This window comes from Enterobacter sp. J49 (genome assembly GCF_002148625.1).
In the GTDB taxonomy this organism is placed as follows: domain Bacteria; phylum Pseudomonadota; class Gammaproteobacteria; order Enterobacterales; family Enterobacteriaceae; genus Enterobacter; species Enterobacter ludwigii.
Window position 1 is genome coordinate 574,839 of sequence record NZ_MWPY01000037.1, and the last position, 25,941, is coordinate 600,779.

A 25,941-nucleotide genomic window follows, 5' to 3' on the forward strand; every position below is an offset into this window, starting at 1 on the left:
CTTTTACAACTACAACGCATCCTCAATCACCCACACACTGACGCTTCCACCTTTGCAGGTAAAGGTGCCTTCGCCATCCGCTGCGGTAGTGACCGTTTCTTCGCGATTGCCGAGAAAATCACGCCACGTTTTATTGCCGTAGTTTTCACCCAGACAAATCACTTTCTCGCCGTCATCGCCATTCGACATCACCACCACACAGCCAGGATCGTCTTCGGTGCCGCTGCGGCTGAAGGCGATACAGTTTGGGTGATCGAAGAACAGCGTCTGCACGCCGTGGGCAAAACGCTGGCGGGCGAGGATCAGCTCGTGAAGCTGCTCGATGACCGGCATATCAATATGGTAGGTTTCGCCGTCACCGCCCGTATCGTCATAGCTGGCACCGAATAAATCCGGATAAAAGACGCTGGGCACTCCGTTTTCACGCAGCAGGATCAGGGCATAGGCCAGCGGTTTAAACCACGCTTCAACCGGCGCTTCCAATGCCTGCAAAGGCTGAGTGTCATGGTTGGCAACCAGAGTTACTGCATGGAACGGATCGGCTTCGACCAGGGTGCCGGTAAAGATTTGGCTCATGTCGTATACCCGACCCTGGCGCGATGCTTCGTGGAATTTCATCTGCAGGGGGGCATCGAACAGCATCGTCTTGCCATCGACTTGGTCAATATAGGCCTGCAGTTTATCCACTTCGTGGGACCAGTATTCCGCCACGATAAACAACGGTTGCGTTGCGACTTCCTGAACGTGCTCAATCCACTCCTTATAAAACCAGGCGGGAATGTGTTTGACGGCGTCCAGACGAAAACCGTCACAGCCAGTTTGTTCCATGACCCAGCGGGCCCAGTATTTGATCTCCTCGGTGACGGCATGGTTGCGAAAATCAATGTTTTCGCCCATCAGGTAATCAAAATTACCCATCTCATCATCAACCTGGTCGTTCCAGCCTTCACCGGTGTAGTCGTTGACGATTTTAAAAATGCCGTCTTCATCGGGGTTTTCAATATGGTCGACGCCGCTGAAGCATTTGTAATCCCAGATAAATTGCGAATATTGCCCGGCACGGGCAGGGAAGGTGTAGCGTGTCCAGGCTTCACACTCAATGATCTCATCGTCGATCTGCGTGCGATCCTGTTCGTTGACGCGCTGAACGCGGACGGGTTCTTTCTCGTCTGCGCCCATTTTGTGGTTAACCACCACGTCCAGGAGGACGGCGATCTCATTACTTTTGAGTGCGTCGATGGCCTCCAGCAGCTGAGCTTTGTCACCGTACTTGGTGGCGACGCTGCCTTTCTGGTCAAACTCACCGAGGTCGAAAAGATCGTAAGTATCGTATCCGACCGAGTACCCGCCGGATGCGCCTTTACAGGCTGGCGGCAACCAGATCATATTGATGCCGATTTCGTTAAGATTGGGGGCTAACGCCGTGACCTCTCGCCACAATTCACCGCCCGCAGGGTAATACCAGTGAAAACATTGTAACAGGGTGGGGTTTTTCATCGTCCGTGCTCCAGAAGCCGTTTGGCAGACTTCTGGAGTATGGATCAAGAATCGCTAATGTGAATTAATGATTCATCTCTCCGGGAAATAATATGTTGCCTGACAACTTCCCGTAGGTAACGTTAACGTTTTTTTGCTTGTTGGTTTGGGCAATAAGACCGCTCAACTCACTCATTCTTTCCTGCAACAAATCCTTGAGGAGGAGCTCATTCTGCAGCACCTGATTCAGTATCACCATCGCCTGATCCTGGATGTGTTTGCTGTCGGGTGGAAAAGGAGTCGTGCTGATCTCTTCAACCAGCGAAATGTATGCAACCTCCTGTTCGATGAGCTCATCCCATTTCCCGGATTGAGCAAGGCTCAGCATTGTATTGCTAAGCGCATAAAGAGCATGCCACTTTTTAAGGGATAAGCTGGAGTCGTTCATTAAAGTTAATCCTGCTTGGGAGTATAACCCGGGCCGATTTGCTTCCAGGCGTCGGAAATATTGAGCAGCAGAGCCTCGACTTCGGTAATAGCTTCGATGTCATTGCGCAGATTGGCATGTAACAAACGGCGTACCATATAGTCGTAAAGCGCAGAAAGGTTGCGGGGGAGTTCTCCTCCCACATCCATATTTAACCCAGCCTTAAGGCCATTTTCGATAATATTAATGGCCTTAGACAGGGCCTCTCCTTTTGCCTGGATGTCCCCTTGCTCAAGGAAAAGGCGCGCCCGGATAAGCGCGCTATGGATACCGTCGAACAACATGACAACCAACTGGTGCGGGCTGGCACTCAAGACAGCAGATTCAAGACCTACCTGCTGATAGGCTTGTACACCAGATTTGCTATACATATCGTTTCCTTTCTTACTTACTGCTGAACTGTTGGGTCAAATAAGTGGCCGTACCATTGAATTTAGTGACCAGCTTATCTAAATCGTTAAACTGCTTTTTATAGCGTGCCATCGTGGCTTCAATCGTCAACTCCATCGCGTCATAACGTTTACCGATGGATTTGAGCGTGGCGTTAATACCGTCCTTCGCATTCTGAATAACGCCTTCTTTGCCGACAGACGTGCTCAGCATATCGGTTAGCTTGTTATTCATCTGGGTAGCGAAACCGGTCGTTTTCCCGTCACCCACAAAATAGGCCTGTACACCAGCCGGATCGTCCGTGAGGATCTTGGTTAATTTCTTATCATCAATTTTCAGGTTGCCAACCGCGCCGTCCGCGCCTTTGACCGGGTCCTGTGTGATGCCAAGTTGGGCCATAATGGCATAGGAACCGCTCTGCACATTGGTCAATAAAGCACGCAGATCGGATTGTACTCCGCGGATAGTACTGTCACCCATCAGTACGCCGTTATTCGAAGACTGGGCGGTTGCACCCACCGCAGGTGGCTCATATTTCGTCAATGAGGCAATGGTGGACTGCAGAGAGTTATAGGCAGTTACCCATTCTGTAATGGCTTTTTTGTTATCGTCTGTAGAGCGGGTTACGGTCAGGGTTTCATCGGCCGTGCTCTGTGCTTTCAGGGTTAATGTTACCCCTGGAATGGCGTCAGTGATGGTATTGGTCTGGCGGACAATCTGGATACCGTTGACGTTAACGACGGCATTTTGTGATTTCACCTGTTCGGTAAGTGCGCCACTGCCAATGATGCCTTTCAGCGTATCGTCGCCGGTCACTGTTACCGTCATATCAGAATCGGTACCGGTGGTTTTGGAGGTCAGCATCAGACGATAGTCGCCATCATCCGCTTTCACCACACTTGCCGAGACACCGCCGTTGGCAGCGTTAATGGCTTTAGCGATCCCGTTCAGGGAGGTATCGCCATCGGCCAGGGTTACCGTCAGTGGTTTACTGTCAGCGCCTGCCTGGGTAATGGTAATGGTTCGGCTGTTGGTGCCCGTGGTGCCACCTAACTGCTTAGTATTGCTGTCGATAGTGCCTGGCGTGGTCGTCAGCACCTGGCCTTTAGCAATCTTGCTGACGTTGACTGTCACATCACCAACGTTAGCGCCGGAGGTGCTGATAGCCGAAAATGCAGTATTGGTGCTGCTAATGGAGGTTGAGTTCCACGTATCTGTTTTTGCGAGCTTAGCAGCTGCGGTTTGCAGATTCGTCAGGGCGCTTTGTAATTTGCCGTAACCGGTAATCTGCGCGTCGTAGGTGGTTTTTTGCTTGGCAATAGCCGTCAATTTTGTTTCTTCTGCTGCCTGCAGCTTATCGTACAGATCTGACAGGCCGGGCATGCCCACCCCGAGATTACTGATAGTCGCCATGTAGTGTTCCTTCTTAATGGATGTTTCAGTCGTTTATCGGCCCGTTCGACGAAAAGTTTACGGCAAGCTTAAAAAATATATCGCTGAATAAGCGACCTAAATGACGCGTTTCAAATCAACAGGGTGCATGACGAAGAAATATACCGAAGAGAATAAGACGGTGATTTTTTGCGTTAATCTTTTATTCATCATGCACTCTGCAGCCGCTTTAGTGTAAAATAAATCTTTATAAAACAATCAATTAAATATTTTCTTCGATATTTTCTAAAGTCTGCTGTTCGAGCGTCGATAACCTTGTTGACGGTGAGAGACGCCGTGAGTGTTAGGCACCGACCCTAGAAACCATTTTTGAAGGAATTAAAATTATGTCAGTTATCAATACTAACCTGTTGTCCCTGACCACTCAGAACAACCTGAACAAATCTCAGTCTTCTCTGGGCACCGCTATTGAGCGTCTGTCTTCTGGTCTGCGTATCAACAGCTCTAAAGATGATGCTGCGGGTCAGGCGATTGCAAACCGTATGAACTCTCAGATTAAAGGGATGACTCAGGCTGCTCGTAACGCCAACGACGGTATCTCTCTGGTTCAGACCGCTGAAGGTAACCTGAACGAGATCAACTCCAACTTACAGCGTATCCGTGAGCTGGCTGTTCAGGCTGCGAACGATACTAACGGTACCACTGACTACACCTCAATCAGCACTGAAATTACTCAGCGTCTGGGTGAAATCGACCGTATCGCTGGCGCTGCTAACTTCAACGGCAAAAAACTGCTGGACGGTAGCCAGACTGCTTCTCTGAACATCCAGGTTGGCGCAGGTACTGGTGCAACTGATAGCATCGCTATCACCACTGGCGCACTGATTGATGCTAAAGCTACCAGCCTCGACACTGGCCTGACCGGTACTATCACCGATAACAGCACTGCTAAAGCTTTCATCACTGCAGCTGACAACGCTATCTCTAAAATTGATACCGCTCGTTCTAACATGGGTGCGATTCAGAACCGTTTCGAATCTACCATTAACAACCTGAACAACTCTATCACTAACCTGTCTGCTGCTCAGTCTCGTATCCAGGATGCTGACTACGCAACTGAAGTATCTAACATGTCCCGCGCGCAGATCCTGCAGCAGGCTGGTACTTCCGTGCTGTCTCAGGCAAACCAGGTTCCACAGGCGATGCTGTCCCTGCTGCGTTAATAGACGCACTATCTTTAAAAAAGGTTGCTGGAAACAGCAGCCTTTTTTTTCACTATTTTTCCGTAAAATCACCGGATCGTAATCTGTAAAATAAGGCTGCATTTAGCAGCGTTTTCCCGCCATCACCCTCCGAAACACAGTGTTACTCTGCCTAAAATCTCCTTTTCCGGTCGTCTGACGACAGTTTACCGAAGAGTTATAAGATGAGTGAATTCGCACGTAGCCGGGCTATGCGTCAGTTTTATCGGAATGTGTTTACCCGATTCATTGATCTGCCAGAAGCAGATGTTATGCCCGCCAACATCACGGCCGAAATTTTCAGTTTTAAAAGCACTAATTTCACTGCGCTCGAACCCATGATTCGTGTGGCCGAAACGGGACTGGATGCTGAAAAGGATACGGCTTTAAAAGACATGCTATGTGCCATCGTGCTGGCAAACACCGCACTGGATGAGTCCGTCATTGGCGAAAAACAGACTCTTTCTGCCGAGATGAGTACCCAACTGACAGAATATATTGTGTCGGCGTTAAAAGCCGATGACAACATTCACTATCTTGTCGCCGCCATTCAGCTTCTGTTCCGCGTCAATGAAATCAGCTCAGCGTTATTTTTAATTAACAACAACCTTTCGCTGGTCAGCAATTCGGCACCTGTGCTGAAAATCCTGCTGTTGATCTGTTTAATGGAAAATGATTTCAACCAGGCGATGGTTGTTATCCAGGCTCTGACGGCAGACGCTGCATTAATCGGCGAAGATCCTATGGCCCTGTTGATGATTACCTGCGGCATCTACAGGCTGGGGGGCATACCCGATTCGTACATCGATTTTCGATCGCTTCATGTGAGCGAGCATGCGGTGGAAAATCAATCCTACGATTACTGGATCGCAAAAAGCACAGCTGCCAAAACAACGGTGCTAGTCACGTGCGACAGCGAGGATTATTTCGAGCACGCTGTGCCGATGCTCTATTCACTCTATGAGACCAATCGCGACGTCCTTGATGTGCACGTGCATCTAATTAACGGCAATGATGATGTTAAACATAGCCTGATGACCCTTCGCGAACAGCTACCTGAGCTCAACCTCTCTGCAAGCCATGAGCAAATAACCCGTAATGAGGACATGTCGGTAGTCCGTGCTGCACGTCGCATCGTTTTCCTGCACCACGCACTGCAGGCGTTTAACACTCCCATTATTGCCATTAACCCTAATGTGCTGGTGCGTAAGCCGTGGTGTGAGCCAGAAACGGCGCTGTTGCTCCTGCAAACCGAATCCTCACCTTTCTGGGAAGAGGTTTTTGCCGGTTTTATTTACGCAAAACCCGGCGGCGTAGCGCAACGATATTTCGACCGCGTTGTGCCGTTCATCCATACCAACCTCGCCAGCGGCAATCATGCGCCTGGTCTGGAGCAAGTCGCACTCTTTTCCTGTCTGGACATGCTTTCGCCAGAAGACCGTCTGGCGATCGCGCGTGCCGAGCGTAGCGGAATACTCGATAGCCAGTCGGGTGAGGAGGCGTTCTGTTGGGTGGCAAGGAACACAGCAGGCCCATACCAGGAATATAAATCGTCGCTTATTCGCACGTATCAAGCTGAAGCATTTGCCCTGTGACCGTAAGAACAGAATCTGGAAAAAACGTGACGACACAGTACCCCTATTATCGGGTCAGCCCCGAGACCATTCATGCCGCTGCGGTGCTTAATCATCTGACCACGCCACTGCCTGCGTTTGCCCGTGTCATGGAGATTGGCTGTGGTTCAGCAACGCGTCTGATTATGCACGCATGGGCGCATCCTGAGAGTATCGCTCTGGGTATCGATATTGACGAAGAGGCGATCGTGAAGGGGGAGAAGTTTGCTGCCGAACTGGGATGTCATAACGTTGAACTGTTTGCTGCAGGATTAGGGGATTTGCTCGCCGCGGATCCGGGTGAGTTAGATTACATCATTATTCATCAGACCTTTGGTTTTCTTGGAAAAAGCGAACGGGAAGCGTTGCTGACATGGTGCCAGGCGCATTTATCTGCCAACGGCGTTATCGCCATTAAGTGGTCAGTACTGCCTGGCAGCATAGCGCGCATAACGTTGGGTGAAGCGTTACGGTTCCATCTTGATCGCGCAGAAGAGGGCAGCGACCTGCTGGCGTCAGCCCGCGCCATGCTGAGCTTTATGTTGCTCACGCTGGAAGAGGGTTCGCTGAAAAATGAAGTCCTTCTCGCTGAAGAAATGGATGATAACGCGCTAATTCTGGCCTATTTAAGCCCGAGTGACGGGGCATGCACCCTCGGGGATTTTAACGCACAGGCTGAACTCGCCGGTCTGCAGTTCCTGGGCGATTTGCTGCCACAGTCGGAACTGGGAAGCTTCTATAGTCCGAGAATCGAACAGTTACTGGGTGCCGTCAGCAACGGGGCAAGCAGAACCTTGTCGCAGCAATATCTTGATTACGCCGTTCAACGCGAAGAACGCTTTACCTTGCTGTGCCACCTAAATCGCCTCTCGCCGCCGGTTCACCCGGATCTGAACCTCCTGAGAAACCTGCACTGGGCCGGAAGCTTTATGCCGATCGAACTGGATTCTGCAAAAGCGCCCCGTGTGTTCAGAAATAATAATGGACGGATCATGCGTACCGACAATGCCATTATTATCAGGATCATGGAGTTGTTGGGCAATGCCTGGCCTATGTCCTTAAGTTTCGAACAGCTTGTGCTCAATTGCCGGGCTCCTGAAACGCATGAGGATTATCAGGAGACGGTGTGGGAAGCATTAAAAACGCTGTTTATGACCTGTGCTGACGGATTTTTCTGGAGTGCCACCCCCGGGGCATACAACGCTGCGCAAAATGATGAACTGGCACCGGTAGGGTTGCTACCACCAGCGTGTCCTGCGAACGATGTAAGCATCATGAACCTGTGGGGAGAGTGGGTTTCATTGACCCCCGCTGAGTGGAATTATCTTCGCTTCGAAATGGGGCATGCCGGGCAGACGAACTGGGAACTCTACTCTTCATTGAAAATTAAAGGGTTGCTAACCGGCTCGCCTGAGGCCTGGAAAAAGCAACTGCAGTGTTTTCTGCGTGCAGGCATGCTCGACGTACTAAAATCGCAACTTTCTCTGTTGTTGTTGCTTAGTGTCGATCAACAGCAGGGCGGAATGCTTATCAAGAGCAATGCCGAACCCGTATTAGCCGACCCGGACGTGGACGCTATCTACGAGCGCGCAAACAGCCTTATCCAAAAAGGCCGTTCTAAAGAAGCCCGCGAGTATGCTCGTGAGTTAATGGAAAAAAATCCAGACAATATTCACGTCCTTCGCTGCTATTCAAAAACATGCGTGCTGACTTCCGCCTGGGATGACGCGCTGGCGTCGCTTTGTAAACTGATGGGCTATTATTTCTCGAGCCTAGATATCTATTATGATCTTGCCACGGTGTTGCAGCGCAAGCGTGAATTCTACGGTTCACGGCAAATTGTCCGCACCTTGCTTCGTCTGAATAATAAAAATATTGATTACTGGCTAAGTCTGGCATCGCTGCATCATGCCTATGGCGATATGGCATTAGCGGAAAAATGCTGCAGGGAGATTATGCGCTTCCAGCACCCGGGGCCCAGTTCACTTGGGCTCACCGGGATTGTATTGAGTGACAACCATAAAATGGCAGAAGCGCGCTATTTTATGGAAAAGGCCGTAGAGCTTAGCAATTATAATTTCGGCTACTTCAGTAATTTACTGTTTGTAATGAGCCACGACGCTAGCGTAACGGCCGAGACGTTGCTGGAAAGGCACCTTGAATACGGCCGCCGCGCAGCAACCTGGGCAACAGAGAGCGGGGTAAAACTGGTTCTCAATAATTCCAGAGAACCTCAGCGTAAGCTTCGACTTGGCTTTGTTTCAGGCGATTTGCGTAAGCATCCGGTGGCGAATTTTCTTCTGCCTTATTGGGATGCCATCAATCGTGAACAGTATGATTTGGTGGCCTATAGCACCCTGTTCCTTGAAGAAGATGACACGTATTGTCACCTTCGCCAGAGCGCAACGCTATGGCGTCAGGTTGATGCTATTAGCGATATTGAACTGGCGAAACTGATAGCTGAAGACGGGATTGATATTCTGTTCGATTTATCGGGTCATACAGCCTACAACCGATTGCCTGTTTTCGCGTTGCGTCCGGCTCCGATTCAGATCACATGGATAGGTTATCCGGGCACGACGGGTCTGAAAGAGATGGACTATATACTTCTTTCGGCGAGCCTGGCGCAGTCTCAGGAGCTTGAAAAACAGCTGGTGGAAAACGCGATGTTCGTTGCGACACGCAAGAGTTTCGAACCTCATCCTCTCAGCCCGGACATCAATCCATTACCTGCGCTGCGTAACGGTTATATTACCTTTGCCAGTTTTAACCGCTCTAAAAAAATTAACGATCAGGTGCTGAATGCATGGGCATCTATTTTAACGGGTTACCCTGAAGCCAGGCTGTTAATCGGTAACATGACTGATGCCGAAATGATTTCGGCCATGACAAAACGCCTGCAACAGCGTGGAATTTCTCGCGACAGATTGCTCTTCCGGGGACTCGTGGAAATGGATGAGTACCTCGCGATGCACCATGAGATTGATATTTTACTTGATGCATTCCCTTATAGCGGCGGAACGACGACGCATCATGGCGCCTGGATGGGCGTCCCGACAATCACCATGAATGGCCCGACCATACCGTGTCAGCAGGGCGTCGATATTATGCGTTCTTACAGACTGGAGCAGTTTATTGCGATTGATGAGGAAGATTATATTTCCAGAGCAATCGCCTGGGGGCAACGTATTCCAGAACTTGCTGAAATCCGACTGGGGATGCGAGACAGGATCCCCGTAGACCACGTGCCAGATTTTAATATTGCAGAAAACTTTGAACGGGCGCTGCGTGAAGCGTGGGGAATTTATTGTCGGGGAGAAGAGCCGCATGCGTTTCTCATCACTGAACAGCATTCCTGACTCGCAAGGGTTAACTAAGCCGGCCATGTGGGCAAAATTTAACGGTATCATTACCGAGGTAAGATATGAGTAAAATTTACGTAACCAGTCCATTCTTGCCCCCTCTGGAAGAGTTTATCCCTTATCTGGAGCAAATCTGGCAAAATAAAACTCTGACAAACGGCGGACCATTTCATCAGCAGCTGGAACAGGCTCTGGCGGAATATCTGGGTGTAAAGCATCTTTCGCTTTTTGCAAACGGAACGCTGGCGCTGCTGACGGCATTTCAGGCGTTGCGCCTGACTGGCGAGGTGATCACCACGCCGTATTCCTTTGTTGCGACCTCACATAGCTTATTGTGGAACGGATTAACGCCGGTCTTCGCTGATATCGATCCCCAAACCTATAATATTAATCCGGATCGCATTGAAGAATTAATTACGCCTAACACCACCGCAATTTTGCCTGTTCATTGTTATGGGATTCCCTGTGACATCGATAAAATTCAGAAAATTGCAGATGTGTACGGTTTGCGGGTTATTTATGACGCAGCACATGCATTTAATGTCCGCAAAAACGATATAAGCATTTTAAATCACGGTGATTTATCCGTACTCAGCTTCCATGCCACCAAAGTCTTTAACACCTTTGAGGGCGGGGCCATTATAAGTCACGATCTCAAAACCAAACAGCGCATCGATTACCTTAAGAATTTTGGCTTTGCTGGTGAAACCCGCATCGTGGCTCCTGGCATTAACGCCAAAATGAATGAGGTGGAAGCTGCATTCGGTCTTCTGCAGCTTAAACATATTGATAAAGCACTGGACGAAAGAAAGGCGATTTATCAACGCTACTGTGAAATGTTAGCCGGGCTGGAAGGATTAACGTTTGTCGACGTACCCGACGATGTGAGCTGGAACCACGCCTATTTCCCGGTGCTCATCGAACCGCATTTCGGGATGAGTCGTGATGGGGTATATGAGTTATTTAAAGCGGATGCCATTCTGACGCGTCGCTATTTCTACCCGCTCATCAGTTCATTTGCCATGTACAGAGGTTTCCCTACTTCGGCGGAAGAACATCTGCCCGTTGCGAATGATATCGCCGGAAAGGTGCTGTGCTTGCCGATTTATCCAGGAATGACGCTGGAAGAACAGGATCGGGTCGTGAATGCTCTGAAGCGTGCTTCCCTGGTAGGACAGGCGCAGGGTAACGAACCGACGCCAGTCACGGAGATTGCGGTATGAGCATGATGCCTACAGCGATGATCCTTGATGCAGGGTTTGCCTCGTTGCCATTACAGCAGGCCATAAAAGCCGCAGGGTTTCGAACGCTTGCCTGTAGCGGTAAAGCCCAGGATGCAGGGATGAAATATGCCGATGCGACCTGGGCGCAAAATTACGCTGACAGCGAGGCGGTATTGGCCATTGCCCGCCAGGAAAAAATCACGGCGCTGTCGCCTGGTGTGACGGATGTTTCTTATCTTTCTGGCTGCCGCGTGGCGCAGGCGCTGGGCCTTCCCGGCTATGACTCTCCCGAGGTAAGCGATCTCCTTTTCCTCAAGGACCGCTTCAGGAAATGGGCCAGCGAGAAGGGATATCCTATTCCAAAAGCTGCCAGTAACGTGCAGGAGGCGCGTACGATGCCTTTCCCGCTACTGGTAAAACCTGTCGACGCATACAGTGGAAAAGGGATCTCATTGATTCATCAGCCAGATGAGCTTGATGAGGCGGTCAACGTCGCGCGTGCTGCGTCAGCGGGCGGACATTGTGTCATTGAAACGTTCTGCCAGGGGGCGCTGTATAGTCACTCGGCGTTTATTCGTGGGGGGGAAATCACTTGCGAATTTTTTGTCGATGAATATTGCACAGTCTATCCGTGGCAAGTGAACAGCAGCTGTCTGAGTGTCAATCTGACCGAGTCGATGCGTGATCAAATCAGTGAATGTATGCAGGCCATTGTCAGCGACTTAGGCCTTGTCGATGGACTCTTACATACTCAACTTATTGCTGACGAACGGCAATTTTGGCTGATTGAAGTGACACGCCGCTGTCCGGGCGATCTCTATTCGAAATTGATTGAGCTTTCCACGGGCGTCGATTATTGCCGTGAATTTGTTGCGCCTTTCATCGGACAGACAAGTCACCTGGCGCACCGGCGTCCCGCACGTCGGCGCAATATTGCCCGTCATACGGTCTCTTCAACTCATCGAAGCCTTTTCTTCGGGTTTAACTGTGCGCCTCTGCCAGCCAACATCCTTCAGGCGATACCGCTTAAACAACCCGGCGATGAAATCGGCCCTGCGCCAGGGGATCGGGCAGGGTTAATTTTTGCTGAGTTTACCGATCTTGACGCCATGGCAAGCCACACGCCTCAGCTTAAAAACTATTTTTCTTTTTCTTCTTTGTAAGGACCGGACTATGAACAGGCCTCTATCTCTTGGGTTTATTGGCGGAGGGATCAATTCAGCAATTGGTCTGACGCACAAAATTGCCAGTCAAATGGACGGCCATTTCGAGTTGGTGACGGGATGTTTTAGCCGCGATAAAACGCTTAGCAAACAGACGGGGCTGGCATGGGGACTAAAGGATGAAGCCATTTATACGAATGCGGCGACCCTGCTGGAAGAGCAGCACGCACAAATGGATGCCGTTGTCATCCTGACGCCGACCCCGGCCCATCGTGAAATTATTCTGGCCTGTCTTGAATACGGTCTTCCGGTTATCAGTGAAAAAGCCATGGTCGCCAGTGTGACGGATGCGCGCGATATCGCCCAGCGCGTGGCAGACATCAATGGACAACTCTACGTCACCTATAACTATACCGGCTATCCGATGGTACGCGAATTGCGTGAACGGTTACGTCGCGGTGAACTGGGGAGCATTCAGCATGTCATGGTGGAAATGCCTCAGGAAGGATTTATTCGCAGCCGGGAAGATGGCAGTGTGGCTCAGCCTCAGGAATGGCGTCGCGTTGATGGTGACATCCCGACCGTTTCCCTCGACCTTGGGGTCCATGTGCATCAACTGGTGGAGTTTCTGACGGATAAACGTGCCGAGGATGTCTATGCGATTAACAGCACGTTTGCGCGCGTCCCGAATGTTGTCGATACGGTGAATCTGGTTTCCCGTTACGACGACGATATGGTGTGTAATTACTGGTACGGCAAAGCGGCGCTGGGTTACCGAAATGGTTTGCGGATACGAATTTATGGTTCTGAAGGCAGCGCAGAATGGTTGCAAATGGAGCCTGAGTATCTCCATCTTGCTGATGTACATGGGAATATTCGCTTGATCGACCGAACGGCCGGAGACAATACGGTGGCCAACCAGCCCCGCTATTGCCGCTTCAAAGCAGGGCACCCTGCCGGATTCATTGAGGCATTTGCAAACTATTACGCCGATATGGCCGCCAGTTTACGTGGTGAACCTACGGGATACAGCCTCAGTTGCGATACGGCCGTCCGTGGGCTGGAATTTCTCGAAAAAGCGCAGCAGAGCGCACTGACGTCTGCCAAAGTCGAATTATTACGTTAATAACGGTTGTGCTGAGGACTATATGACATTACTGGAACAGTTACAGGGTTACGATAACGCCTTTTTTGAGAGCATCAACTCAATGCAAGCCAATGGGCTCCCGATTGTGCTTTATGGGGCAGGCTGTCTGGGGCAGATGACGGCAGAATTTATGTTCCGGGAAAACATGCCGCTCCATAAAATCGCACTTAATAGAAAATATATTACAGAAGGGATGAGCTTCCACGGTCTCCCGGTTGTGGCAATCGAAGATCTCCTTGAACAACCCGGTGAATTCAACTGTATCGTGGCGTTGCAGTATGTTAGTGACGCGATGCAGGCAGAACTTCGGCAGGGGGGCGCCAATGTGCTTGTATTTGATCCTGCTTTTATCGGCGTCAGCACAACTCTCTGGTATACCCCGTCATTTTGTGATGAACATAAGGACCTTCTTGAACATCTGTACGCGAGCCTGGAAGACGATCGTTCGCGGGAAACGCTGGTCGCATTTCTTAAACAGCGTTTAACTGCTACCCGTGGCTATTACCAGGCGGTATACGAACCGGTACATTATTTCCCGTCAGATATTGTCCGCCTGCAGGATAACGAAGTGTTTATTGATTGCGGGGCCTACAATGGCGATAGCATTGGGGCGTTTATGCAAGAAGTGGCCCGTCAGCAGGTCGCGCAGCCAGAAAGCGTTATCGGCTTTGAGCCTGATGCCAGTAATTATGCTCAACTTTGTGAAAATACGCGCCAGTGGCCATTTTGTCAGCCAGTGCAAAAGGGCGTATGGGATGAAAACACCGTTCTCTCTTTTCAGTCGGGAAATGCACTCTCTTCACGCCTGATGGAACAAAGCACCAACACGGTGACCATTGAACTGGATAGCATCGATAATATCCTGCAGGGGCGCAAAGCCACCTTTATTAAAATGGATGTCGAAGGCGCTGAACTAAAAGCCTTGCAGGGCGCTGCAAGCACGATTCAGGACTGGAAACCTTTACTGGCAATAAGTCTTTACCATAAGCCGGAAGATCTCCTGACAATTCCTCAATATATTGCCTCTCTCAGTGCTGATTATGTGTTTTATCTGCGCGGACATCACCCTGAACTGGCCTTCGAACTGGTTTTATATGCTGTGCCTAAGTCACGGTATATAAAGAAATAGGCAAATAACCCCCCATTTTACCCACTATTCATCCAATTGAACGCCCTGCAGAATCGGATAATCATGCCGATAACTCAACTAACGCAGGGCTGTTTATCGTGAATTCACTCTATACCGCTGAAGGTGTAATGGATAAACACTCGCTGTGGCAGCGTTATGTCCCACTGGTGCGTCACGAAGCATTGCGCCTCCAGGTGCGTTTGCCGGCGAGCGTGGAACTTGACGATCTGCTACAGGCGGGCGGTATCGGGTTATTGAATGCAGTTGACCGATACGACGCTCTGCAAGGAACGGCATTTACGACTTACGCAGTTCAGCGTATTCGTGGTGCGATGCTGGATGAGCTGCGCAGCCGCGACTGGGTGCCGCGCAGTGTTCGCCGCAACGCGCGCGAAGTGGCGCATGCGATGGGGCAGCTGGAACAGGAACTGGGACGTAACGCTACGGAAACAGAAGTGGCGGAACGTCTTGGCATTGCTGTTGAAGAGTATCGTCAGATGTTGCTCGATACCAATAATAGCCAACTCTTCTCTTATGACGAGTGGCGAGAAGAGCATGGCGATAGCATCGAGCTGGTGACGGATGAGCATCAGCAAGAAAACCCGTTACACCATTTAATGGAAGGTAATTTACGCCAGCGCGTAATGGAAGCGATTGAGGCTTTACCTGAGCGCGAACAGCTGGTGTTGACCCTCTATTATCAGGAAGAGCTTAATCTCAAAGAGATTGGCGCTGTTCTGGAAGTGGGGGAGTCTCGGGTGAGCCAGTTGCACAGCCAGGCCATTAAACGTTTACGCACAAAGCTGGGTAAGTTATAGGTGATTGATTCACCTGAAAAATGCCGCACAACGTATTGACAACCAGGAGTTATCATGACGGTGCAGCAATCTAAAAGACGGCCTTTAAGCCGCTACCTGAAAGACTTTAAACACAGCCAGACGCATTGCGCCCACTGTAACAAGTTACTCGATCGTATCACGCTGGTTCGTCGAGGCGAAATCGTTAATAAGATCGCGATTTCACGCCTCGACACGTTGATGGATGAAGCAGCATGGCTCGAAGAACAAAAAGAGTGGGTGGCGCTTTGCCGTTTCTGCGGTGATCTCCACTGCAAAGAGCAAAGCGACTTCTTCGACATTATCGGCTTCAAACAATTCCTGTTTGAACAAACGGAGATGAGCCACGGAACCGTACGCGAATATGTCGTCCGCCTGCGCCGTCTCGGACAACATCTCACCGTGAACAACATCTCCCGCGATCTGCTGAAGACCGGCTATCTGGATGAGAATCTTGAGCCGTGGCTGCCTGCGACCAGCACCAACAACTACCGCATTGCGCTGCGCAAGTATGCACAATATAAGGTACAAATGCCGGGTGCCATAAAGCAGAAAGCCCACGCTGGAACAACTTCTGATATATATTAAAAAAGAATAAGATGTAGCGCAGTCGCCTTTGACCTTGCAGGTGATTTCTCTACACTACTCAAAAATTCCACTATATCGGGGTATTTATGAAATTAGCACTTCTGGGTCGTCAGGCGCTGATGGGTGTAATGGCAGTCGCGCTGGTCGCGGGTATGAGCGTGAAAACGTTCGCCGCAGAAAATCTGCTGAATAAAGTGAAAGAGCGCGGTACGCTGCTGGTCGGGCTGGAAGGAACCTATCCTCCGTTCAGCTTCCAGGGCGATGACGGTAAACTCACCGGTTTTGAAGTGGAATTTGCACAGGAACTGGCGAAACACCTTGGCGTGAAAGCCTCCATCAAACCGACCAAATGGGACGGTATGCTGGCGTCGCTGGATTCCAAACGTATTGATGTGGTGATTAACCAGGTGACCATTTCTGACGAGCGTAAGAAGAAGTATGACTTCTCCACGCCGTACACCGTGTCTGGTATCCAGGCGCTGGTGAAGAAAGGTAACGAAGGCACTATCAAAACGGCCGCTGACCTGAAAGGCAAAAAAGTCGGTGTCGGTCTGGGGACCAACTATGAAGAGTGGCTGCGCCAGAACGTTCAGGGTGTAGATATCCGCACTTACGATGATGACCCGACAAAATACCAGGATCTCCGCGTAGGTCGTATTGATGCGATTCTGGTTGACCGTCTGGCCGCGCTGGATCTGGTGAAGAAAACCAACAATACCCTGGCGGTAGCTGGTGATGCGTTCTCTCGTCAGGAATCCGGTGTAGCCGTTCGTAAAGGCAACGACGACCTGGTTAAAGCGATTGACTCCGCGATTGCTGACATGCAAAAAGACGGCAGCCTGAAAGCCCTTTCTGAGAAGTGGTTCGGGGCAGACGTCACGAAATAAGTCTTTGACGTTAAAAAAAGGCGCTTTTAAAAGCGCCTTTTTTATTTCTTACGCGTCTGCGTGCATAATGAAAAATATCACCTTGAGTCTGTGTTACCGGAGAACCCATGTCACTACAGAATTTAACGCGCTTTCCCCGCCTGGAGTTTATCGGCGCGCCGACTCCGCTGGAGTATCTGCCGCGATTTTCTGACTATTTAGGACGCGATATTTTTATTAAGCGCGATGACGTAACGCCGATGGCGATGGGGGGCAATAAGCTGCGTAAGCTGGAGTTTCTGGCCGCTGACGCCCTGCGTGAAGGCGCGGATACGCTCATTACCGCAGGTGCCATTCAGTCTAACCATGTCCGCCAGACCGCCGCGGTGGCTGCAAAGCTGGGTCTCCACTGTGTGGCATTGCTGGAAAACCCAATTGGAACGCAAGCAGAAAACTATCTGACTAACGGCAACCGTCTGCTGCTGGATCTGTTTAACGTACAAGTCGAAATGGTCGAGGCATTAACCGACCCGACCGCACAACTTGATGAACTGGCGACGCGTCTGGAAGCGCAGGGTTTTCGTCCCTACGTTATTCCTGTCGGCGGCTCGAATGCGCTGGGCGCGCTGGGGTATGTGGAAAGTGCGCTGGAGATTGCCCAGCAATGCGAGGGAGCGGTCAGCCTCTCTTCTGTCGTTGTTGCTTCCGGCAGTGCAGGTACCCACGCAGGGCTGGCCGTAGGTCTGGAGCAATTATTACCCGATGTCGAGCTTATTGGCGTGACGGTATCGCGTAGCGTCGCGGACCAGAAGCCGAAAGTGGTCACCTTACAGCAGGCGGTGGCAGAGCAACTGGCGTTGAAGGCAACGGCTGATATCCAGCTCTGGGACGACTATTTTGCACCAGGCTACGGCACGCCTAATGAAGAGGGGATGGATGCGGTGAAATTGCTGGCGCGCCTCGAGGGTATCCTGCTTGATCCCGTGTATACGGGCAAAGCGATGGCCGGTCTTATCGATGGCATTGAACAGAAGCGCTTTAAGGATGAAGGGCCGATTTTGTTTGTTCACACCGGCGGGGCACCTGCGCTGTTTGCCTACCATCCTCATGTCTAAAATCAGGTCGAAAAATAATAATGCAAGAAAGTATTCAACTGGTTATTGATTCCCTGCCGTACCTGCTTAAAGGTGCGGTATTTACGTTACAGCTCAGTATTGGCGGGATGTTCTTCGGTCTGGTACTCGGGTTTGTGCTGGCCTTAATGCGTATGTCACCCGTCTTACCAGTACGCTGGGTGGCGCGTTTTTATATCTCTGTGTTTCGCGGCACGCCGCTTATCGCCCAGCTCTTTATGATCTACTACGGTTTACCGCAGTTTGGTATTGAGCTGGATCCGATCCCCGCGGCGATGATTGGTTTGTCGCTCAATACGGCGGCATACACCTCTGAAACGCTGCGTGCGGCAATCTCGTCCATTGATAAAGGGCAGTGGGAAGCGGCGGCCAGTATCGGTATGACGCCCTGGCAAACGCTGCGCAGAGCCATTCTGCCTCAGGCGGCGCGTGTGGCGCTTCCGCCGCTCAGCAACAGCTTTATCAGCCTGGTGAAAGACACGTCGCTGGCGGCCACCATTCAGGTACCGGAACTGTTCCGTCAGGCGCAGCTTATTACCTCGCGCACCCTGGAAGTGTTCACCATGTATCTGGCGGCCTCGCTGATTTACTGGGTAATGGCGACAGTGTTATCCGCCTTGCAAAACTATTTCGAAAACCAGCTTAACCGCCAGGAGCGTGATCCAAAATGAGTGCTATCGACGTTAAAAACCTGGTGAAAAAATTCCACGGTCAAACGGTGCTCCACGGGATTGATCTGGAGGTTGAGCAGGGTGAAGTGGTCGCCATTATCGGCCCGAGTGGTTCCGGGAAAACAACGCTGCTGCGCAGCATCAACCTGCTTGAACAGCCTGAAGAAGGCACGATTCGGGTAGGGAACATTACGATTGATACCGGCAAATCCATCAGCCAGCAAAAAGGTCTGATTCGCCAGTTGCGCCAGCATGTGGGCTTTGTTTTCCAGAACTTCAATCTCTTCCCACACCGGACGGTGCTGGAGAACATCATTGAAGGCCCGGTCATTGTAAAAGGGGAAGCCAAAGAGGACGCGACGGTTCGCGCGCGCGAGTTGCTCGCAAAAGTCGGGCTGGCCGGTAAAGAAACCAGCTACCCGCGCCGCCTGTCAGGTGGTCAGCAGCAGCGTGTGGCGATTGCCCGCGCGCTGGCGATGCGCCCGGATGTGATCCTCTTTGATGAACCGACCTCTGCGCTCGACCCTGAGCTGGTGGGCGAGGTGCTGAACACCATCCGCCAGCTGGCACAGGAGAAACGCACAATGGTTATCGTTACCCACGAGATGAGCTTCGCTCGTGACGTGGCGGACCGCGCCATTTTCATGGATCAGGGAAGGATCGTGGAGCAGGGGCCGGCAAAACACTTATTTGCCAACCCACAGCAGCCGCGAACCCGTCAGTTCCTTGAAAAATTCCTTATGCAGTAGAATTTTTGCACTAATTTGCTCCAGAAAATTCATCTGGGGCAAATTATTCTCCCCCTGCGCCCGACACCGTGTTTTTTTATTCCGCTCAGACCCAATAAACCTTATCAAACGTAAAGTTAATTGTGCTGTTGCCGATATTTTGTAGTTAGAAATAAGTTTTATGTGTTAGGTTATATTCACCATAATAATGAATATCATTTCAGAGGCTTCATTTAGTAAGTATGAAGGATTCAGACTTTTTCACCTGGCGACGGGAATGCTCCCTCCGGTTTCAGAAATTGACCTGTGCCGACGAGGTATATCAGGAACTTCAGCGACAAACTCAGGCGCTAGAATTCGATTATTACGCACTCTGCGTACGCCATCCCGTGCCTTTTACGCGGCCTAAGATTTCTGTGCATACCACTTATCCGCCACAGTGGCAGGCGCAATATCAGTCGAAGAATTATTTCGCCATTGACCCGGTGTTAAAACCGGAGAATTTCATCCAGGGGCATTTACCCTGGACTGACGAATTATTCGCGGATGCTGAGGAATTATGGCATAGCGCACGGGAGCACGGCTTACGTACAGGAATAACGCAGTGTCTGATGCTGCCGAATCATGCTCTCGGTTTTCTGTCGGTTTCTCGTACTAGCATGCTGGAGAGCCCGCTAGACCACGAGGAAATAGAGCTGCGGTTACAACTGCTGGTGCAAGTGGCCTTAACATCGTTGATTCGATTTGAAGATGAGATGGTGATGCCGCCTGAGATGAAATTCAGCAAACGTGAACGGGAAATTCTTAAATGGACCGCGGAAGGGAAGACGTCGGCGGAAATTGCGATCATTCTCTCCATCTCAGAGAATACGGTTAACTTTCATCAGAAGAATATGCAGAAGAAATTCAATGCGCCTAACAAGACGCAGATCGCGTGTTACGCGGCGGCGACCGGGCTTATTTGAGTAGAGAGTACGTTCTGCGTGTCAGACGAGGCAACGGCTGAATGCACCGCATCCAGCCGTTTTTTATTACTGGCGGTAGGCTTGTTTAATTTGCTTAACGGTGTTGGCAAATACCGCGGATTCCGCCTGGTCTTCCATCTGCGCGATTTGTTTTTCCATTTTAATGATCACACGACCGGCGTCAGCCTGGCCCATCGCCTGTAGCATCAGCGTTAGCAGCGATTTCAGGCAGTTTACTTCCTGTGCCAGTTCCTGGTTATTCTCCGCAGTGGCAAATTCAGGTGTGCTCATTTATTTTCCTCATTATAAAACGGCGCTCGTGCGCGACGATGAAAGTCAAGGCGGCGGAGTATACCACAAGGCGCAGCAAAAAATGCAGCGGTTGTTTTTCGTACTTTTACACTGGATGTTTATTTGCGTAAACAACGCGTGCCGCTAAACTGTGCGGCGTTAATAGCGACGAATTGTTTATACCCGGTTCGCTTGCCGTTAATTATTGTTACAAAAATTTAAGAACTGTTTTTTTACGGACTCAGGCGACAGGTTTTTTGTAACTTTTTGAATACAGATGCTTAAAAAAAGCTGCACAAGCCCTGGTGGCGCGGGCTCTCTTTCCACGTTCTGTACAGCCTAATTTCCAAAAACGAGAGCGAAATCGAATAGCCGATTTTTTAACGTTTTAATCTTGTGAGGAAAACCGTTAATATAAACCAAATTATCACTCAGTAGCGTTATCCCTATTCTGGAGACATTTCCTTTGATCAACGTCCTTCTTGTTGATGACCACGAACTGGTGCGCGCAGGGATACGACGCATTCTTGAAGATATAAAAGGTATTAAAGTTGCTGGTGAGGCTTGTTGCGGCGAAGATGCCGTAAAATGGTGCCGCACTAATTCAGCCGATGTGGTGTTGATGGATATGAACATGCCCGGTATCGGTGGTCTTGAAGCAACCCGCAAAATCGCGCGTACCTTTGTTGATACAAAAGTCATCATGCTGACCGTGCATACTGAAAACCCGCTGCCCGCGAAAGTGATGCAGGCGGGCGCTGCCGGTTACCTGAGTAAAGGTGCCGCGCCGCAGGAAGTTGTCAATGCTATCCGTTCCGTGTTTGCCGGACAGCGTTACATTGCTTCCGACATTGCTCAGCAGATGGCCCTGAGTCAGATCGAACCCGAGAAAACGGAATCGCCGTTTGCCAGTTTGTCCGAGCGTGAATTGCAGATTATGCTGATGATCACCAAAGGTCAGAAGGTAAATGAGATCTCGGAACAGCTGAATCTTAGCCCGAAAACGGTGAACAGCTATCGTTATCGCATGTTCAGCAAACTGAACATTCATGGTGATGTTGAACTGACTCATCTGGCCATCCGGCATGGTTTATGTAATGCGGAGACGTTGTTAAGTCAGTGAGTGATGTGTTCGATTCAAAAGCATTTCTGAAAACCGTAACCAGCCAGCCTGGCGTCTATCGTATGTATGACGCTGGCGGTACGGTTATCTACGTGGGGAAAGCGAAAGATCTCAAAAAGCGCCTCTCCAGCTATTTTCGCAGTAACCTTGCCTCCCGCAAGACCGAAGCACTGGTCGCACTCATACAGAATATTGATGTTACCGTCACGCATACCGAGACGGAGGCGCTGCTGCTTGAGCATAACTATATTAAGCTCTATCAGCCGCGCTACAACGTGCTGTTACGCGATGATAAATCCTATCCGTTCATCTTCCTGAGTGGCGATACGCACCCCCGGCTTGCTATGCACCGCGGTGCAAAACATGCCAAGGGTGAATATTTCGGCCCGTTTCCCAACGGCTATGCCGTACGTGAGACGCTGGCGCTGCTGCAAAAAATCTTCCCTGTTCGCCAGTGTGAAAACAGTGTCTATCGCAATCGCTCGCGCCCGTGTCTGCAGTACCAGATTGGCCGCTGTCTGGGGCCATGCGTTGCCGGGCTGGTGAGTGAAGACGAGTATGCGCAGCAGGTCGAGTATGTGCGCCTGTTTTTAGCCGGGAAAGACGATCAGGTATTAACGCAGCTGATCGCCCGGATGGAGAAAGCCAGTGCAGCGCTGGAGTTCGAAGAGGCCGCGCGGATCCGCGACCAAATCCAGGCGGTGCGCAGAGTCACTGAGAAACAGTTTGTCTCGAACACCGGTGACGATCTCGACGTGATCGGCGTTGCCTTTGACGCCGGCATGGCCTGCGTGCATGTGCTGTTTATTCGTCAGGGTAAAGTGCTCGGGAGCCGCAGCTATTTCCCGAAAGTGCCGGGGGGGACGGAGCTGGGTGAGGTGGTTGAAACCTTCGTCGGGCAGTTCTATCTGCAGGGGAGTCAGATGCGCACGCTGCCATCGGAGATCCTGCTTGATTTCAATCTCGACGATAAAACGCTTTTGGCGGATTCGCTATCAGAACTGGCTGGTCGTCGGGTTAACGTGCAGACCAAACCGCGCGGTGACCGCGCGCGTTACCTGAAGCTTGCCCGGACCAACGCGGCGACGGCGCTTACCACAAAACTGTCCCAGCAATCGACGGTCCACCAGCGTTTAACGGCACTGGCTACGCTCCTGAAGCTGCCGGAGGTTAAACGGATGGAGTGCTTCGACATCAGCCACACGATGGGCGAGCAGACCGTGGCCTCCTGCGTGGTGTTTGATGTTAACGGCCCGCTGCGCGCGGAATATCGTCGCTATAACATCACCGGGATCACGCCGGGTGATGACTATGCAGCCATGAACCAGGTGCTGCGCCGTCGCTACGGTAAAGCCATCGAAGAGAGCAAAATCCCGGATGTGATACTGATTGACGGCGGGAAAGGGCAGCTCGGGCAGGCGAAAGCGGTCTTTGACTCACTTGATGTGAGCTGGGATAAAAACCATCCGTTGCTGCTGGGTGTGGCAAAAGGGGCCGATCGTAAAGCCGGTCTGGAGACGCTCTTCTTCGAACCGGAAGGGGAGGGCTTCAGCCTGCCGCCGGATTCTCCGGCACTGCATGTTATCCAGCATATCCGCGATGAGTCACACGATCACGCCATCAGCGGGCACCGGAAAAAACGGGCGAAGGTAAAAAACACCAGTACGCTTGAGACCATCGAAGGCGTCGGGCCAAAACGCAGGCAGATGTTGCTTAAATATATGGGCGGATTGCAAGGATTACTCAATGCCAGCATGGAGGAAATTGCAAAAGTGCCGGGTATTTCGCAAGCGCTGGCAGAAAAGATCTACTACTCGTTGAAACATTGAGGGCTCTGTAGCAACATAGAGCTAAATTTTACTGACAACAAACAGTTACCGTCATTATGCAATTTAATATCCCTACGTTGCTCACTCTTTTTCGCGTTGTGCTTATCCCGTTCTTTGTACTGGCGTTTTACCTGCCAGTCGTCTGGGCTCCTTTTGCCTGTGCACTGATTTTCCTGGTGGCTGCGGTTACGGACTGGTTTGACGGTTATCTGGCACGCCGCTGGAACCAAAGCACCCGCTTCGGTGCCTTCCTCGACCCGGTCGCCGATAAGGTCATGGTCGCTATCGCGATGGTGCTGGTGGCTGAGCACTACCACACGTGGTGGGTAACGCTGCCTGCAGCAACCATGATTGGTCGTGAGATCATCATCTCTGCGCTGCGTGAGTGGATGGCGGAGCTGGGTAAGCGCAGCAGTGTCGCGGTATCGTGGATTGGTAAAGTGAAAACCACCGCGCAAATGGCCTCGCTGGTATGGATGCTCTGGCGTCCAAACGCCTGGGTTGAGTGGGCGGGGATTGGGCTGCTGTGGGTTGCTGCGGTACTGACGCTCTGGTCTATGCTGCAATATTTAAACGCTGCCCGCGGCGATTTGCTTGATCAGTGATCGTTTCGACGTAATTTTCAGCAAACGATCCGGGGATGCAAAAAATAACGTTGACTCATACCGTCATATCAGTAGAATGCAACGCATCGAACGGCGGCACAGCTAGCCGGACGATAATGAAATCAAGTGGTTAGAAGTTAACTTGATGACATGCGGGAATAGCTCAGTTGGTAGAGCACGACCTTGCCAAGGTCGGGGTCGCGAGTTCGAGTCTCGTTTCCCGCTCCAGATTAAAGACATGCGCAATAGCGGGTGTCGCGTAAAAAAGTTTTACGGCGCGTTAGCAAAGCGGTTATGTAGCGGATTGCAAATCCGTCTAGTCCGGTTCGACTCCGGAACGCGCCTCCACTTTCTTCCCTGGCCGGATGGTGGAATCGGTAGACACAAGGGATTTAAAATCCCTCGGCGTTCGCGCTGTGTGGGTTCAAGTCCCACTCCGGCTACCATGGGAAAAAGCAGAATAATCAAAGCAATAAGCAGTGTCGTGAAACCACCGAAAGGTGGTTTTTTTGTGCCTGTTTTTCGCCGTATACCCTAGTTTCACCCTTCAACTTCGCCACAATAAGAGGGCAATCATGCCCAACAATGGCCATTAGCGATAGGATCTGTCGGCGTCGGTCGTCAGCTGCGAAATCACGGTTTTAAATACTGATGGCACTGTCTCTCTGCGTCACCCGGCCCAGAAGGGTCCTCTAAACCGGGTAACGCAGTCGCCCTACCAGGCGATATGGTACAGCTCGCTAATTTCTGCCAGGCTCGCTTCCCGTGGGTTGCCGGCAGTACAGACATCATCATATGCCGCCTGGGCCAGCATCGGGATATCTTCCTTTTGTACTCCAGCCTCACGCAGATGGAGCGGGATGCCCACATCGTGATTAAGCCTGAAGACGGCATCCACGGCAGCATTGCGCGCGTCTGCAAGGCTCAGCCCTTCCACTTTCACGCCCATCGATTCAGCATCATAGTCTGACGATGGACGTTTTATCCACCCAGCTTAACGTCAGTAAAGAGACCATTCGCCGCGATCTCAGCGAACTGCAGGCGCAGGGAAAAGTGCTGCGCAACCACGGTCGGGCGAAATATATTCACCGGGAAAACCAGGACAGCGGTGATCCTTTTCATATTCGCCTTAAGAGCCACTTCACGCATAAAGCGGATATCGCCAGAGAAGCGCTGGAGTGGATTGAAGCCGGGATGGTCATTGCCCTGGATGCCAGCTCAACCTGCTGGTATCTTGCGCGTCAACTGCTTGACATCGATATTCAGGTCTTTACTAACAGTCACCCCATCTGCCTGGAACTGGGCAAACGTGAACAGATTCAACTTATTAGCTCCGGCGGTAAACTCGAGCGTAAGTATGGCTGCTACGTTAACCCCTCGTTGATTTCACAACTCAAACTGCTGGACATCGACCTGTTTATCTTCTCCTGCGAAAGGATAGACAGTCATGGAGGGTTGTGGGATTCCAACAGGGCCAACGCTGGCTTCAAATCGCTGCTACTCAAGCGCGCTTCACAGTCTTTATTGTTGATAGATAAGAGTAAGTTTAATCGTTCAGGGGAGGCCAGAATTGGGCACCTGGATGAGGTAACGCATATTGTGTCTGACACACAACTGAATGAGTCAGGGCTGAGACAATAAGCCACCTGGCATATTATGACGCAATTAAGTCTATTAGGGATG

The 25,941-nt window shown here is 51.0% G+C and carries 23 protein-coding genes, 3 tRNA genes and 1 pseudogene; 21 read left to right on the forward strand and 6 right to left on the reverse strand.

Features of this window, described 5'->3' with window-relative positions; genetic code table 11:
* Window positions 1-9: 9 nt before the first annotated feature.
* The 4 genes from amyA to fliD all read right to left on the reverse strand — a co-directional run bounded on the left by amyA (window position 10) and on the right by fliD (window position 3,766).
* Entirely contained in the window at window positions 10-1,497 is a 1,488-nt protein-coding gene (gene amyA, locus BJP35_RS20980) for an alpha-amylase (protein ID WP_079231920.1), read from the reverse strand.
* Between the two features lie 64 nt (window positions 1,498-1,561).
* Window positions 1,562-1,924 carry a flagella biosynthesis regulatory protein FliT gene (fliT, locus tag BJP35_RS20985; protein WP_086463537.1) on the reverse strand — a complete coding sequence of 121 codons (363 nt, stop codon included), beginning with the start codon at window positions 1,922-1,924 and terminating at the stop codon, window positions 1,562-1,564.
* Between the two features lie 5 nt (window positions 1,925-1,929).
* Window positions 1,930-2,334, reverse strand: a complete 405-nt coding sequence (gene fliS, locus BJP35_RS20990; protein WP_086463538.1) for a flagellar export chaperone FliS — start codon at window positions 2,332-2,334, stop codon at window positions 1,930-1,932.
* A 13-nt stretch (window positions 2,335-2,347) separates the two neighbouring features.
* Complete coding sequence (fliD, locus tag BJP35_RS20995) at window positions 2,348-3,766, reverse strand: flagellar filament capping protein FliD (protein WP_020883342.1); 1,419 nt, start codon at window positions 3,764-3,766, stop codon at window positions 2,348-2,350.
* A 365-nt stretch (window positions 3,767-4,131) separates the two neighbouring features.
* Between fliD and BJP35_RS21000 the strand changes: the two genes are divergently transcribed.
* The 14 genes from BJP35_RS21000 (at window position 4,132) to sdiA (ending at window position 20,410) form a co-directional block, all read left to right on the forward strand.
* A complete protein-coding gene (locus BJP35_RS21000) occupies window positions 4,132-4,968 on the forward strand; it encodes a flagellin (protein WP_020883343.1) in 837 nt (278 codons plus the stop codon).
* A gap of 203 nt (window positions 4,969-5,171) precedes the next feature.
* Entirely contained in the window at window positions 5,172-6,581 is a 1,410-nt protein-coding gene (locus tag BJP35_RS21005) for a hypothetical protein (RefSeq protein ID WP_078774506.1), read from the forward strand.
* Between the two features lie 26 nt (window positions 6,582-6,607).
* Entirely contained in the window at window positions 6,608-9,958 is a 3,351-nt protein-coding gene (locus tag BJP35_RS21010; protein ID WP_073971038.1) for a methyltransferase regulatory domain-containing protein, read from the forward strand.
* A gap of 65 nt (window positions 9,959-10,023) precedes the next feature.
* A complete protein-coding gene (locus BJP35_RS21015) occupies window positions 10,024-11,184 on the forward strand; it encodes a DegT/DnrJ/EryC1/StrS aminotransferase family protein (protein WP_020883346.1) in 1,161 nt (386 codons plus the stop codon).
* 17 nt (window positions 11,185-11,201) lie between these two features.
* Window positions 11,202-12,347 (forward strand): acetyl-CoA carboxylase biotin carboxylase subunit family protein, encoded by a 1,146-nt coding sequence (locus tag BJP35_RS21020; RefSeq protein ID WP_230682138.1) that lies wholly within the window; start codon window positions 11,202-11,204, stop codon window positions 12,345-12,347.
* 10 nt (window positions 12,348-12,357) lie between these two features.
* Window positions 12,358-13,473, forward strand: a complete 1,116-nt coding sequence (locus BJP35_RS21025) for a Gfo/Idh/MocA family protein (RefSeq protein WP_086463539.1) — start codon at window positions 12,358-12,360, stop codon at window positions 13,471-13,473.
* A gap of 22 nt (window positions 13,474-13,495) precedes the next feature.
* The gene (locus BJP35_RS21030; RefSeq protein ID WP_086463540.1) at window positions 13,496-14,623 is read left to right on the forward strand and encodes an FkbM family methyltransferase; all 1,128 of its coding nucleotides are present in this window, start codon (window positions 13,496-13,498) and stop codon (window positions 14,621-14,623) included.
* 98 nt (window positions 14,624-14,721) lie between these two features.
* Window positions 14,722-15,441, forward strand: coding sequence for an RNA polymerase sigma factor FliA (locus BJP35_RS21035; protein ID WP_014170714.1), 720 nt, complete (start codon window positions 14,722-14,724; stop codon window positions 15,439-15,441).
* Between the two features lie 54 nt (window positions 15,442-15,495).
* Window positions 15,496-16,047, forward strand: coding sequence for a flagella biosynthesis regulatory protein FliZ (fliZ, locus tag BJP35_RS21040; RefSeq protein WP_008500339.1), 552 nt, complete (start codon window positions 15,496-15,498; stop codon window positions 16,045-16,047).
* An 86-nt stretch (window positions 16,048-16,133) separates the two neighbouring features.
* Entirely contained in the window at window positions 16,134-16,934 is an 801-nt protein-coding gene (tcyJ, locus tag BJP35_RS21045) for a cystine ABC transporter substrate-binding protein (protein WP_020883350.1), read from the forward strand.
* A 107-nt stretch (window positions 16,935-17,041) separates the two neighbouring features.
* A complete protein-coding gene (gene dcyD, locus BJP35_RS21050; protein ID WP_047366323.1) occupies window positions 17,042-18,028 on the forward strand; it encodes a D-cysteine desulfhydrase in 987 nt (328 codons plus the stop codon).
* Window positions 18,029-18,048: 20 nt separating this feature from the next.
* Window positions 18,049-18,717 (forward strand): cystine ABC transporter permease, encoded by a 669-nt coding sequence (tcyL, locus tag BJP35_RS21055; protein WP_014170710.1) that lies wholly within the window; start codon window positions 18,049-18,051, stop codon window positions 18,715-18,717.
* Window positions 18,714-19,466 carry an L-cystine ABC transporter ATP-binding protein TcyN gene (tcyN, locus tag BJP35_RS21060; protein ID WP_014170709.1) on the forward strand — a complete coding sequence of 251 codons (753 nt, stop codon included), beginning with the start codon at window positions 18,714-18,716 and terminating at the stop codon, window positions 19,464-19,466. Before tcyL ends, tcyN begins: the two co-directional genes overlap by 4 nt.
* Before the next feature lie 221 nt (window positions 19,467-19,687).
* Entirely contained in the window at window positions 19,688-20,410 is a 723-nt protein-coding gene (gene sdiA, locus BJP35_RS21065; RefSeq protein ID WP_014170708.1) for a transcriptional regulator SdiA, read from the forward strand.
* 66 nt (window positions 20,411-20,476) lie between these two features.
* On the opposite strand, the gene BJP35_RS21070 is transcribed toward sdiA, so the two are convergent.
* Window positions 20,477-20,701, reverse strand: coding sequence for a DUF2594 family protein (locus BJP35_RS21070; RefSeq protein ID WP_003859644.1), 225 nt, complete (start codon window positions 20,699-20,701; stop codon window positions 20,477-20,479).
* A gap of 466 nt (window positions 20,702-21,167) precedes the next feature.
* On the opposite strand from BJP35_RS21070, the gene uvrY reads away from it, so the two are divergent.
* The 6 genes from uvrY to BJP35_RS21100 all read left to right on the forward strand — a co-directional run bounded on the left by uvrY (window position 21,168) and on the right by BJP35_RS21100 (window position 24,704).
* Window positions 21,168-21,824 (forward strand): UvrY/SirA/GacA family response regulator transcription factor, encoded by a 657-nt coding sequence (gene uvrY, locus BJP35_RS21075; RefSeq protein WP_013096026.1) that lies wholly within the window; start codon window positions 21,168-21,170, stop codon window positions 21,822-21,824.
* The gene (gene uvrC / locus BJP35_RS21080) at window positions 21,821-23,653 is read left to right on the forward strand and encodes an excinuclease ABC subunit UvrC (RefSeq protein WP_047744862.1); all 1,833 of its coding nucleotides are present in this window, start codon (window positions 21,821-21,823) and stop codon (window positions 23,651-23,653) included. Before uvrY ends, uvrC begins: the two co-directional genes overlap by 4 nt.
* Window positions 23,654-23,709: 56 nt before the next feature.
* Window positions 23,710-24,258 carry a CDP-diacylglycerol--glycerol-3-phosphate 3-phosphatidyltransferase gene (pgsA, locus tag BJP35_RS21085; RefSeq protein ID WP_014170706.1) on the forward strand — a complete coding sequence of 183 codons (549 nt, stop codon included), beginning with the start codon at window positions 23,710-23,712 and terminating at the stop codon, window positions 24,256-24,258.
* A 152-nt stretch (window positions 24,259-24,410) separates the two neighbouring features.
* Window positions 24,411-24,486: transfer RNA gene (locus BJP35_RS21090), tRNA-Gly, on the forward strand.
* Between the two features lie 46 nt (window positions 24,487-24,532).
* Window positions 24,533-24,606: transfer RNA gene (locus tag BJP35_RS21095), tRNA-Cys, on the forward strand.
* Window positions 24,607-24,617: 11 nt separating this feature from the next.
* Window positions 24,618-24,704: transfer RNA gene (locus tag BJP35_RS21100), tRNA-Leu, on the forward strand.
* Between the two features lie 269 nt (window positions 24,705-24,973).
* On the opposite strand, the pseudogene BJP35_RS21105 reads toward BJP35_RS21100, so the two are convergent.
* Window positions 24,974-25,216: pseudogene (locus BJP35_RS21105) on the reverse strand (iron-containing alcohol dehydrogenase); the annotation flags it as partial.
* Window positions 25,217-25,230: 14 nt separating this feature from the next.
* Here BJP35_RS21105 and fucR point away from each other — a divergent pair.
* A complete protein-coding gene (gene fucR, locus BJP35_RS21110; RefSeq protein WP_047744861.1) occupies window positions 25,231-25,899 on the forward strand; it encodes an L-fucose operon activator in 669 nt (222 codons plus the stop codon).
* The last annotated feature ends 42 nt before the right edge of the window (window positions 25,900-25,941 follow it).

What these genes read in the sequence shown, in the direction of transcription:
- amyA (WP_079231920.1), bottom strand. Translation starts at nt 1,497, where the DNA reads ATGAAAAACCCCACCCTGTTACAATGTTTTCACTGGTATTACCCTGCG.
- fliT (WP_086463537.1), bottom strand. Translation starts at nt 1,924, where the DNA reads ATGAACGACTCCAGCTTATCCCTTAAAAAGTGGCATGCTCTTTATGCG.
- fliS (WP_086463538.1), bottom strand. Translation starts at nt 2,334, where the DNA reads ATGTATAGCAAATCTGGTGTACAAGCCTATCAGCAGGTAGGTCTTGAA.
- fliD (WP_020883342.1), bottom strand. Translation starts at nt 3,766, where the DNA reads ATGGCGACTATCAGTAATCTCGGGGTGGGCATGCCCGGCCTGTCAGAT.
- BJP35_RS21000 (WP_020883343.1), top strand. Translation starts at nt 4,132, where the DNA reads ATGTCAGTTATCAATACTAACCTGTTGTCCCTGACCACTCAGAACAAC.
- BJP35_RS21005 (WP_078774506.1), top strand. Translation starts at nt 5,172, where the DNA reads ATGAGTGAATTCGCACGTAGCCGGGCTATGCGTCAGTTTTATCGGAAT.
- BJP35_RS21015 (WP_020883346.1), top strand. Translation starts at nt 10,024, where the DNA reads ATGAGTAAAATTTACGTAACCAGTCCATTCTTGCCCCCTCTGGAAGAG.
- BJP35_RS21020 (WP_230682138.1), top strand. Translation starts at nt 11,202, where the DNA reads ATGATCCTTGATGCAGGGTTTGCCTCGTTGCCATTACAGCAGGCCATA.
- BJP35_RS21025 (WP_086463539.1), top strand. Translation starts at nt 12,358, where the DNA reads ATGAACAGGCCTCTATCTCTTGGGTTTATTGGCGGAGGGATCAATTCA.
- BJP35_RS21030 (WP_086463540.1), top strand. Translation starts at nt 13,496, where the DNA reads ATGACATTACTGGAACAGTTACAGGGTTACGATAACGCCTTTTTTGAG.
- fliZ (WP_008500339.1), top strand. Translation starts at nt 15,496, where the DNA reads ATGACGGTGCAGCAATCTAAAAGACGGCCTTTAAGCCGCTACCTGAAA.
- tcyJ (WP_020883350.1), top strand. Translation starts at nt 16,134, where the DNA reads ATGAAATTAGCACTTCTGGGTCGTCAGGCGCTGATGGGTGTAATGGCA.
- dcyD (WP_047366323.1), top strand. Translation starts at nt 17,042, where the DNA reads ATGTCACTACAGAATTTAACGCGCTTTCCCCGCCTGGAGTTTATCGGC.
- tcyL (WP_014170710.1), top strand. Translation starts at nt 18,049, where the DNA reads ATGCAAGAAAGTATTCAACTGGTTATTGATTCCCTGCCGTACCTGCTT.
- tcyN (WP_014170709.1), top strand. Translation starts at nt 18,714, where the DNA reads ATGAGTGCTATCGACGTTAAAAACCTGGTGAAAAAATTCCACGGTCAA.
- sdiA (WP_014170708.1), top strand. Translation starts at nt 19,688, where the DNA reads ATGAAGGATTCAGACTTTTTCACCTGGCGACGGGAATGCTCCCTCCGG.
- BJP35_RS21070 (WP_003859644.1), bottom strand. Translation starts at nt 20,701, where the DNA reads ATGAGCACACCTGAATTTGCCACTGCGGAGAATAACCAGGAACTGGCA.
- pgsA (WP_014170706.1), top strand. Translation starts at nt 23,710, where the DNA reads ATGCAATTTAATATCCCTACGTTGCTCACTCTTTTTCGCGTTGTGCTT.
- fucR (WP_047744861.1), top strand. Translation starts at nt 25,231, where the DNA reads ATGGACGTTTTATCCACCCAGCTTAACGTCAGTAAAGAGACCATTCGC.